The organism is Chthonomonas sp. (assembly GCF_035294165.1).
In the GTDB taxonomy this organism is placed as follows: Bacteria; Armatimonadota; Chthonomonadetes; order Chthonomonadales; family Chthonomonadaceae; genus Chthonomonas.
The window spans coordinates 1-10,909 of record NZ_DATGLN010000193.1 but is presented as its reverse complement, the minus strand read 5'-3'; the positions used below and the strand labels follow the sequence as shown (position 1 = coordinate 10,909).

At 56.8% G+C, this 10,909-nt stretch carries 9 protein-coding genes and 1 pseudogene; 4 read left to right on the top strand and 6 right to left on the bottom strand.

What is annotated here, in order from left to right; translation table 11 throughout:
- On the top strand, positions 1 to 718 hold a 718-nt coding region (locus VKV29_RS10570; protein WP_324201273.1), incomplete at its 5' end, for a hypothetical protein.
- A 484-nt stretch (positions 719 to 1,202) separates the two neighbouring features.
- Here VKV29_RS10570 and VKV29_RS10565 read toward each other — a convergent pair.
- Entirely contained in the window at positions 1,203 to 1,934 is a 732-nt protein-coding gene (locus VKV29_RS10565) for a hypothetical protein (RefSeq protein WP_324201272.1), read from the bottom strand.
- A gap of 175 nt (positions 1,935 to 2,109) precedes the next feature.
- Between VKV29_RS10565 and VKV29_RS10560 the strand changes: the two genes are divergently transcribed.
- From VKV29_RS10560 to VKV29_RS10550, 3 genes are read left to right on the top strand one after another with little or no spacing between them, the layout of a single operon-like run.
- Complete coding sequence (locus VKV29_RS10560; protein ID WP_324201271.1) at positions 2,110 to 3,144, top strand: metalloregulator ArsR/SmtB family transcription factor; 1,035 nt, start codon at positions 2,110 to 2,112, stop codon at positions 3,142 to 3,144.
- Entirely contained in the window at positions 3,128 to 4,555 is a 1,428-nt protein-coding gene (locus VKV29_RS10555; RefSeq protein ID WP_324201270.1) for a pitrilysin family protein, read from the top strand. The genes VKV29_RS10560 and VKV29_RS10555 overlap by 17 nt, the downstream gene beginning before the upstream one ends.
- Positions 4,552 to 6,753: a pitrilysin family protein gene (locus VKV29_RS10550; protein ID WP_324201269.1), complete on the top strand. Its 2,202-nt coding sequence runs from the start codon at positions 4,552 to 4,554 to the stop codon at positions 6,751 to 6,753. Before VKV29_RS10555 ends, VKV29_RS10550 begins: the two co-directional genes overlap by 4 nt.
- 31 nt (positions 6,754 to 6,784) lie before the next feature.
- On the opposite strand, the gene VKV29_RS10545 is transcribed toward VKV29_RS10550, so the two are convergent.
- The 5 genes and pseudogenes from VKV29_RS10545 to VKV29_RS10525 all read right to left on the bottom strand — a co-directional run.
- Positions 6,785 to 7,261 (bottom strand): low molecular weight protein-tyrosine-phosphatase, encoded by a 477-nt coding sequence (locus tag VKV29_RS10545; RefSeq protein ID WP_324201268.1) that lies wholly within the window; start codon positions 7,259 to 7,261, stop codon positions 6,785 to 6,787.
- 93 nt (positions 7,262 to 7,354) lie between these two features.
- Positions 7,355 to 7,573, bottom strand: coding sequence for a hypothetical protein (locus tag VKV29_RS10540; protein ID WP_324201267.1), 219 nt, complete (start codon positions 7,571 to 7,573; stop codon positions 7,355 to 7,357).
- Positions 7,574 to 8,567: 994 nt separating this feature from the next.
- Complete coding sequence (locus tag VKV29_RS10535) at positions 8,568 to 9,422, bottom strand: SDH family Clp fold serine proteinase (protein ID WP_324201266.1); 855 nt, start codon at positions 9,420 to 9,422, stop codon at positions 8,568 to 8,570.
- Between the two features lie 43 nt (positions 9,423 to 9,465).
- Positions 9,466 to 10,170: a rhomboid family intramembrane serine protease gene (locus VKV29_RS10530; RefSeq protein ID WP_324201265.1), complete on the bottom strand. Its 705-nt coding sequence runs from the start codon at positions 10,168 to 10,170 to the stop codon at positions 9,466 to 9,468.
- A 66-nt stretch (positions 10,171 to 10,236) separates the two neighbouring features.
- A pseudogene (locus tag VKV29_RS10525) lies at positions 10,237 to 10,909 on the bottom strand (hypothetical protein); the annotation flags it as partial.

The window sequence follows — 10,909 nt, the reverse complement described above, 5'->3', positions numbered from 1 at the left end:
ACGCGAATGGCACTATGTGCAGACGCGCGGCATCTTGGTAGAGACCAACCCGCAGCCCGAGACGCCAGGCGAACGGTTTGTTTTCTTCCAGCCCAGCGAGGAGGATGTAGCCTACGTTGTGGGTGTAACGGCCGCATTTCTGGATGCGCGCGATTTGGCGCCCACGAAACTTCTTTGGCTCGGCGAGACATCGGAACCGCTTGCGCGCCTTTTTGCCCAGTGGTGGGAGATCGAAGAAAAGAATATCCGCCCCTATCAAATCGGCGATAATACCGACAGCGAGGAAGAGCTGGCCCTGCTTTGCCTGGCCCACTCCTACGATATTCAAGACGAGGATACTTACCAAGACCTGGCCACCGCCAAACCGGGGCTGATTCTCTTCGCTCTTGACCTTCACTGGACCGAGCGCCAACCGATCACCCCCGACATCGCCGGCTTTATGACTCAAACTTGTAATCTCCCCTGGGAGACACGCCTCGAAATAAGCCCTGACGGGCAAACGGCCACGCCCATTCAAGAGACTCGCGATCCACAGACCATCGCTCAGGAGATCGGGGCTCAATTCCCCACCACCGAAGAGTGCGAGCGCGTTGCGGAAGAGTTGACCGAAACCTATGCCAACTGCACCGACCTCATTTTGGATCATCGCGACGGCACCCTGATTCGGCGGCCACTGCCCATCCACTCGCCGATCAAAAGCCCGCGCTTTGGCCTCTAGCGACAGCCAAAGGGCCTAGCGCCGTGCCCAATGGTGGCATTGTTGAAGGGGGCGGAGACTGTCAGCCCCCCTCTCCTTAAGGCCATCTGCACTTACGGGGGTAGGTGAAAGAAAGAAATAGGGTAGGCACAAGGCCTACCCTACAAAACCGACTAGGAGTCCCCAGAAAATCGCAAGATTTTCTGGGGTAGAGCGCTCTATCCCTCAAGGCCGACGGTGCTGCGCACTGCTCCTTTCCTTCAAGACCGATGCCCTTCCCCTCAGTAAGAATGAAATGAGAAGACCTCACCGCTTCGCTTCGAGGTGACATGGGGTGCCGATGCCCTCGCCCTCAGAACGGGTGGCAATTGAAACTTAAGATTTCTCGCCTTTGGCTCGAAATGACAGTCGTATCATCCTTGTTTTGTCAATTGGCTCTAGAACCGACTGCGTGATGGGCAGGTAAACCAAAAGGGGTAACCCTTATAGCACCCCTAGTTCCTCCTTACCGCGAAGCGGTCGCCGACTTATGATTGGATGCGGAGACAACCGAAAGCTGCTGGGCGTGCACAAGCGCACGGATCAGCTCGGCCGCCTGAGCCGCGTTGAGTTGTTCGAGAGCCTCCGCGCCACATCGCTCCCGCACGACCTCTTCAACCTGAAGCCCCTGTCGCTTGCACAGTGTGCGAATGGCGTTGGCCTGCTCCTCAGACAGCCGCTCTGAAGCGTCAAAACTCTCTTTACGTTTGCCGAGCGCGCGATGCCCACTAGGCCGACGCCCTGCCCCCTGATTTGCACCGGTGCCGTTCTCCCCCTCACGCTCGCTGGGAATGCGTCCTAAAAGATAGCCGCGCTCCGGTGCGCTCTCCATTGAGAGGCTCTCCCCCTCTGTATCTCCAAGCTCCTCAAGCGCCGCGACCCCAATGTTGACGGCGTCGCGCAGGGCGCGGGCCTTCGCGCGAGTCTCGGCAAGCCGCAACAAACAGGTGCGCATGGCCGGAGCCACATTGGTTGGGTCGGCATCTCCTAAACCGGTGAAAATCCGCTCCTCACCCTCTTTATTGCCCGTCATTCGTACCACCGCACGCACGATGGCTACGTTTTTGTTGGCCTCGGTGGGAATCTGCACCAACTCGGTCTCAATGGCCTTAAGCCCTCGGGCATGTGCCAGGTCTAACAGCCCCGCATACAGGCAGAAAACTTTCCCCTGCCGCTCCACAATGAATTCGCGTTTCATGCTTCTCTCCTCGCCACAAAAGTAGACTAATTTCTACTACTCATTCTACCCCACAAGAGTTCCCACTTTTCAAGACGTTTCCAAAGGCGGCATTCCAACCAATTACCTTAACTCGATACCCAAAAAGGTAAAATGAAGGAGAACGCTTTGAGTTGGTGGAAGCAGGGCATTTTCCATGGAATCGCGCATCCTCGAATGCAAGCTAACCGAAAATAGCGAGCTTTTTCAAGCGTTGGCCTCCGAAACGCGACTGCGCATCCTCCAGCAGCTTGCCGACGGCGAGATGAACATCAGTGAGTTGCAGCAGGTGCTTGGAGTAGCTCATCCCAGCGTGTCCAAACATATTCAGATTCTGGAACAGGCCGGGCTGATCGTCTGCGAATATCGTCCCGGCGTTCAAGGCATGCAAAAACGCTGTCGCCTGCGCTACGACCGCATTATTCTCTCCCTTGAAAGCGCACAACAGCCATACGGCCAGATCGAGGAGGTGCAGATGCCGGTAGGGCTTTATACCATCGCCTATCCCAAACCCACCTGCGGCCTCGCCTCGTCAGAAGGCATCATCGGTTTCTTCGACGACCCCCAATCGTTCTTCCTGCCCGAACGCGCCAAAGCACAGATTCTCTGGATGGCCGACGGCTTCGTGGAGTATGTCTTCCCAAACAATATCCCCACCTCTATGGAAATCTATCGCGTGGAGCTTTCTATGGAGATCTGCTCTGAATGCCCCGACTACAACAACGACTATCCCTCGGATATCACGCTCTGGATCAACGGTGTTGAGGTGGGTACCTGGACTTCGCCCGGCGACTTCGGCGGCCATCGAGGGCGCCTTAACCCATCCTGGTGGAACGATCGCCTCACCCAACACGGCATGTTGAAAATCTGGTCGCTTGACCAAACCGGCAGCTACGTGGACGGCGTTTTGGTCTCCGAAACCACTATCGCCCAGGCGCTTATCCTGCCACGGCAGCCCATCACCGTGCGCATCGGCATTAAGCCCGACGCGAAGCACGTGGGTGGCTTTAATCTGTTCGGACGAGGCTTTGGCAACTACGAACAAGACCTCCTGCTTCGCATGCACTATCACGAAAAGACAGAGGAACCCACCTCCGCCGGACGGCGCAGCCGCCGTGAGGTACAAGAACCTGTGCACACGGCAACCTACCCCACGGAGGAGAACATCACGCCCGATGACCTCTCCTCTTAAAGCGATGCAAGCCTTTTTATCCCTTATCGCTTTTATCCTGCTTTGGCTCTTTGTGCCCTCCTTCGCCCAACCTTCCTATGGTGAGAAAGACCCTCCCTTACGCCTTTTGCCGCTCAACTTTAAAACAACCACTCTCGCCAACGGCCTCAAGGTCATCACCTTAGAGGATCATCATGCGCCTGTGGTAACACTGGAAATTTGGTATCACGTCGGCAGCAAAGAGGAACCGCCGGGCAAACACGGCTTCGCCCACCTCTTTGAACATCTCATGTTTAAAGGAACCGCTCACCTGAAACCGGGAGATTGGGACCGCTACATCAACGGCGTTGGGGGCGACGACAACGCCGACACCTACTTTGATAGAACACGCTACTATGAAACGGTGCCCTCTAACGCGCTCGACATGGTGCTCTGGATGGAGGCCGACCGCATGGCCAACTTGAAGGTAGACCGGGCAAACATGGTTTCAGAACGCGCCGTTGTTGAGGAGGAGCACCGCATGGACGTAGAGAACGCTCCGTACGGACGCCAAGAGGAGCTGCTGCTCTCCATACTCTATCCTCCGAACCACCCCTACGGACACACCACTATCGGAAGCAAGCACGACCTCGAGCGCGCCACACTGCGTGATGTGCAGGCGTTCCACACCGAATACTACCGGCCGGATAACGCCACCCTCGTACTTGTAGGAGATTTTCAAACGCAACGGGCGCTTCGGGCCATCCGCAAGTTCTTCGGCGCCATTCCCAACCCGCCTAGCCCACCCCGACGCTACCCTGTTCCCCGCGTCGTGCAGAAAGCTCCTAAAGAGCAGACGGTAACCGATCCACTCGCCCCCCTGCCCCTTGTTACGCTGGCTTTTCGTACGCCAAAAGCCGACGATCCAGCAACCCCCGTGCTTGAGGTCATCAGCAACCTCCTCTCTAACGGAGATAGCTCACGCCTCTATCGTGCTTTGGTGCGCCACACACAACTGGCCAATAGCGTTAGCGCCTATCCGAACAGCTTGCAGATTGGAGGGTGGTTTGAGTGCGATGTTAGTTTGAATACAGGGTCTTCACCGCAAAAAGCCGTGCGCATCCTTCAACAGGAGTTTGCTAAACTTCGCGGTCAACTGGTGTCCCCCGCAGAGTTAGAAAAGGCAAAACGCCAAGCCCTCGTCGCCCACGTTTTCGGCCTCCTTTCCACAGAGCAGAAAGCCGAGGCGCTTGGCGAAGCCGACCTTTACTACGGTAACCCTGCCGAAGTGAACCAAGAGATCAACTCCATTCAAAAGGTGAGTGCAGAGGACGTACGACGTGTCGCCCGTCGCTATTTTGCACCGCGTCTCTTCAACATCCTCATCATGCTTCCGCCCAACGCGGCTTCATCGCCATCCCACATGCCCCACCAGGAGGAAAAACCCGAATGAAACCTGCCCGACATCGTATCGGATCACATGGCCTAGACCGCTTGTTAAAGAAACTCGGCTTCCTTTTCGCCCTGCTCTCTACACAGGCGCCGCTCCATGCGCAGATCGCGCCGGGTGGGCTTACCTCACCCCCTTCCCCTACCAACCTGCCCGCTTTCGTCTTGCCCACCGTGCTTCGATGGAACCTGCCTAACGGGCTGCATGTGGCTTTCGTGCCAGACCATCGCCAACCGGCTTTGTGGGTAGACCTTGCGGTGCCGGCCGGCTCTGTCTACGATCCGGCGGAGAAGGTGGGCCTGGCCGAGATGACGGTGCGCCTGCTGGATAAGGGCACCCAACACCGCACCGCCTCGCAAATCGCACAACAGATCGATCGGCTCGGCGCCACGTTCTCCACCACTGTAGGGCGTGATTATCTGTTTCTTAGTTTGCAGGGGCTTAGCGACGATGCACGCCCCCTTTTCGATCTGCTCTCGGATATGGCACTCCATCCTCAGTTTCCTCCATCGGAGGTGGCGAAAGAGCGAACACAGATCATAAACGAGATCGCCTCCGATCTCTCCGATGCCTCTACACTCGCTACGGCGGCGCTCGACCGCCTTGTTTACGGCGCCCATCCTTACGGAGACTACCCAAAAGGCACTCCGGAAACACTACGCGCTATTAGCCCTGCCGACCTCAAACAGTTTCATCAAACGCATTTTGTGCCCAACGACTCCACGCTTTTTATCGTGGGCGATCTCTCTGCAGCCCTAGCGCATAAGCTCGCGCAAACCTATTTCGGCAACTGGCCCCCCGAAAGCCAGCAGGCGGCGGAGATGCCCCTTGCTCCCCAATCCTATTCCCCGAGTGCCTTCCTTGTTATTCATCGCCCGAATGCTGCGCAGACGGCCATCAGCATTGGGGTGCTCACGGCGGGCTACGCCGCCCCCGACCGCATCGCTGCCGATGTGGCAGCCGGCGTACTTGGCGGTGGTGAGTTTAATTCGCGACTAAACCGTGCCATTCGTGAAGAACGCGGCCTTGCCTACTACGCCTATTGCCGTATTACACGCCATAGGTATGCCGGCTCTCTGGAAGCCGTAACGCTTACTAAAACCGCCTCCACCGGTGAAGTCGTGCATCTTGCGCTCGACCTGATTCGGCAGATAGGGCAACAGCCCATTCCCGTTAAGGAGTTGACGGCGAGCCAGCGTTACATGGTCGGCTCGTTCTTCCTTCGTAGCGCTACTCCAAGGGGCTTTCTCACGGCGCTGGAACCGGCCCTCCTATACGGACAAGGTCCTCGGGAGCTGGCCGATTACGCCTCCCATGTTCAAGCCATTACGCCCCAACAGGCACAGCAAGCAATGGCCCGATTGCCTCTCTCCCATCCCATCGTGGTATTGGTGGGTGACGCCCCTGCAATTGTGCCCCAACTCCGCTCGCTCGGCACGGTAGAGGTTATCCCGGAAGACAAGGTAGACCTGCTCTCCCCAACGCTGCAGAGCGCCCCCTCTGGCGCAACATCTGCCTCCCATACCGATGAAGAGGCCCTCTTTCAGGAGGTATGGCAAGCCCACGGTGGCGATGCACTCAAATCGCTTCAAACCCTGCAGCTAAAGGGCAAAGGGAGTTTCTCACCGCCGGGGCTGGCGACGAATAACCCCCTCCCGATCTCCTCCTTCAGTTTCACGTTCCTGGCGCCCGACCGTATGCGCATGGATTTGCAAACCGATTTTGGCCTGGTCTCTATCGGCGTGCCCGGCGGCGATGCGGCCGCCTGGTTCTCTTTGGGAGTACCGCAGGACGCCCCCGCCATCGTTGTGCAGATCGCCTCGACCACCAACCTACTGCATCTGCTCCTTGCAGCCAAAGAGGGCAAAGAGACTGTTCATGCTGTGCCCGATCTAAAGACCGATGCCGGCACTCTGCCCGGCTTTGCGTTGACAAGCCCACAGGGGCAAACCGTGCAACTCTACATCGATCCACAAACCCATCTCGTTCAACGCATCGTCGCTCCAGGGACGGGCGATAACCCCACGATCACGGCCACATTGAAAAACTATCATTCCGTCAACGGCGTGCAACTGCCTCAGCAGATCATGGTAACGCAAGACAAAGCAACCCTGATGCAGTTAGACATCACGGATACCCAAGCCAACGTCAAGGTGGACGACACGATCTTCGCCAAGCCGAAAACCGCAAGCACCCCCTAAGCAGGTACGAGGAGAAGCCGGTAAAGCAAACTTACGTCGTTTCCATGGCTAGGTCATGCTCCTGACAGATCGCTTTGAGCAGACCATCGGTGGCCTTATCTAACAGCTCATAAACAAGTGCGAACTCACCCGTGTAGTAGGGATCGGGCACCTCGAGCCGCTCTAGTTCCGGCGCGAACTCCATCATAAGCCTTGCCTTCTCGCCACCCGGCGCCATCTGCCGAATGTAAGTGAGGTTGCTGCAATCCATGGCCAAAATATAGTCAAAGCGCTGCAGATCGGAGGCCTCCAAAAGGCGCGCGCGGTGATCATAGGCAATGCCGTGTTGCTGCAGCAGGGCTTGCGTTCCAGGATGCGGCGGCTCGCCGATAAACCAACCCCCTGTTCCTGCCGAGTCGGCCGCAATTTTATCCTCCAGACCTGCCTGCCGGACTTTTTGGGTAAAAAGAGCTTCTGCCATAGGCGACCGGCAGATGTTGCCCAAACAGACGAATAGAACCCGTATCATTGAAGAAATCCCTCTTTCTCATCTCTTAAATAAAATGGCTACAGACCGAGGTGCCCCAGTCGTTAACCCTTCAACAGGGCGCCCTCGGTCGGCCTACTTCGGCTTTCGCGTGCGCGGTAGCGCTATAGGCCGCTCCTCTTTTGCAGCCGTCTCCTCCAATAGGGCTTGGTAGGGATCGCGCCGTGCCAAATCGTCGCGTTCCGTAAGCAGAAAACGCTCGATACGACGCTGAAGGCGCAACAGGCTGCGAAGGACTACGAGCAGCAGCCCTATAATGAACAGGACGCCCAGGCCGATTAGCAAAGCTCGCATGGTCATCTTACACTGAATTTTTATCCGCTTTTAGATTTTACCCTTCCAGAGCCTGTTCTTGTTGTTCTCTCTTGCCCGTAACCGAGCGGCACCCCAACCTACTCGTTTATCTCAGTAAGAAGATGAGGCTTTGCTTTTCCTACTTGCCTTGCTCTATTCAGCAGCTTGCTTACAAGTCGATCCTTCCTTTGGAGGAGAACTACCTAGTGGTGGACAACTTTAGCGGACGGCAACTTTTTGCATACACTCCATCCTGGACAACGCTGTGGTTTCTGATGGTTGCCAGTTCTTATTAACTGCTAATCTCTATAGCCCCACCCCCCCCGCCCCTCAAGACCGACGCCCTCCCCCTCCCCCTATCAGGGAGAGGGGAGCCCAATAAGTTTATTGGCAGTCCCTTATGATAACCTTTCCTTTGGAAACCAACCATAACCGCCCCCTTTCTCCCGAATCGGGGGAAAGGCCGGGATAGGGGGCGAGCAAGATAAGCTTGCTTTGTAAACTACCTCTAGAACCGTTAAGCCGGTAGTCTCACCAGCCCTGCTCCTACCTTCTCAGAACTGGTGGGGAGTGCAACTTAAGATTTCTCGCCTTCGGCTCGAAATGACGGTGGTTCATCTCGCATTCAGCTCGAAATGACAAGCGTATCGCCAGCTCTTCAAGGCCGACGCCCTCCCCCTATTAGGGAGAGGGGCTGACCACCTCAGCGGCCTATGCTATTGCCTTACTCGTCTATCTCTCAGGCCGCTGCATCGCTGTGCGCTAGCACCTCCCGAATCGGGGGAAAGGACGGGATAGGAACAAGATAGGCTTGCTGTGCTCATTGGCTCTAGAACCGATTGCATGATGGATGGGTAAAACAAAAGGGGGTAGGCCTCATGCCTACCCCTACACCGCCCCCACCCCCAATTTGGGAGAGGGGAGACCGCTAAGCCAGCTCGCGGTTGCCTGTATTTATTCCCTGCCTTAAGGAGCTTGTAAGCCTATCGCGCATCTAACTCTTTCGATTGGTATGCGCCGGCCTGTGGTCTTGCCCACCCGGATGGAAGGGCACAGGCACATACTCTACCGACGGGCGTCGTTGATGGGCTTGCGGGTAGAGCGCCATCAGCTCGTAAATCTCTTCTGGGATGCCGGTGCTTACCGGAAGCCCCATCTCTTGGGCCTCTGCTACGGTGATCGGGTAGTCGTGCGTCCAGCGTCCCTCGCTGAGCGTGCGTGCCAATGTGCGGCCACGCTCCTCGCCCAACCGAGGGCTTATAAGACGATAGACCGTCTCCTCCACCTGCCTGATCGCCTTCTCAGCGATGTCGGCCAAAATAAGCGTGCGATCGTCACGGTTGGGGTTGGGGGTGCGCAAAGCCGCTAAAATGGAGGCCGCCGGATACTCCCCCAGTTGAGGGTCTACGGGGCCAAGCACAGCGTTTTCGTCCATAATCACCTCATCGGCGGCAAGCGCAATAAGCGTTCCCCCCGACATTGCATAGTGCGGCACAAACACGGTGACTTTCCCCGGATGCTGCGCCAGTGCGTGGGCGATCTGACCGGCGGCAAGGACAAGCCCTCCTGGAGTGTGTAGGATGAGGTCAATAGCCATGTCGGGCGGTGTAAGTCGGATAGCGCGAAGAACGCGCTCCGAATCTTCGATATCAATAAAGCGCAGGAGAGGAAACCCCAGAAAGCTCATCGTCTCCTGCCGATGAATTAGGGTTATGACCTGCGAGTTACGCTTTTTACCAAACAGCATCAGGCGCTTCATCCGCTCGTAGGTAAGCATTTGCTGTTGAAACAGCGGTGCCACCGACGAGATGATCAGAAAGAGCCAGAAGAGCTGAAAGATAGGGTCCACGCGTTATACTCCTTTCGTGATAATAGAATCGATGCGTATCGGGCTAGTAAGGATAGTCGCCCCGATACCGGTAGCGAGGGGGTGGTTGTGGGCTGGCCAGCCACGGAAGTGCGGCGATCAGGCCAAAAACAAAGCCTCCCACATGGCCCCAATAGGCCACTCCACCCATGTTGTAGAGCGTCGTGGTAAGCGCAGCCACACCGTTAAGATACTGCTCTAAAAACCAGAAGCCGATCCAGATAACGGCCGGCAACTCGATGAACCACGGAAAGATGAAGATCGGAATGAGCGTTAAAACACGCGCTCCTGGATAGAACACGAGATAGGCACCCATCACTGCGGCGACAGCCCCGCTCGCCCCTATGGTCGGTATCTGAGAAGAGGCAGAGGCAACAACCTGCAGAATGCCGGCGGCGATGCCCCCACAAAAATAGAACACCAGAAACGGGATGGTGCCGAGGCGGTCTTCCACATTATCGCCGAATATCCATAGGAACCACATGTTGCCCAGAATATGCAGCCACCCCCCGTGCAGAAACATGCAGGTAATAAAGGTGGGCCAGTAACGCATCAGACCGCCGGGCTGCATCACCTCGGCCGGTATCAGCCCATACCGATAGACAAATAGCTGGAGCTGGTCGGGCGAAAGCTGCAGCTCGTGTAGAAAGATGGCGAAATTGACAAAAATGAGCGCCCATACCGCCGCAGGAAAACGGCGGATGGGGGCGTTATCATGTAATGGGAGCATGGAACTTCCTCATAGATGAGATGGACTTACCGCGCGAGGCAGTTGGGAGATGAGAAACCGCCAGAGCTAAGCGCTTTGTGATAGCTCGGAGGCGCTCGGCTTTAGGCGAAACCGGAGAAAAGCCCCTACCCCGCCATCCTGCGCGAAAGGCTCGTGTTTAGATACTACCTCTACGCGCCCGGCGTGTACAAGTGTTTCCTCCACCAACTCGTCTTCGAGGTCGAGCACCTCTTCACTCATGGTGTGGCCACAAAACACACACTGTCCCGGCGCCGTCCACAACCCGCCGCAATAGCCACATCGGTAGCCTTTGCGCTGCACATCTGCGTCGAGCACCAGGGTCTCTACCTCGCCAAAATAGAGTGAGCGCAGCGTGCCCTCGACACCGACCACCGCATAGCCATCGGCCCGCCACTCGTCGTAAAGGGTATCCAGCAGTTTCCGTTCGTAAGCTTGCCGCAGCTCCCATTCTACGTTCAAAACGGCATCCCGTAGCTGCTCGAAAGGAGCATCGGCAGGGAGATCGAGGTCGCGCACCCACAAAGCCCGCAGCTCGTTAGGCAAGCAGTGGCGAAAGTCCTCAAAAAGCTTCGAGTCGCCCCCAACGAGAATCTGCGACACCGGCCATTGGCGAAAAATCTCACGCATGTTTGCCGCAACGTGTTTTAGGTGGCGACGAACATGCTCACCTACGAATCGCTCTACTCGCCGCTCCATCAGGCCGCACCATCCTCCTCCA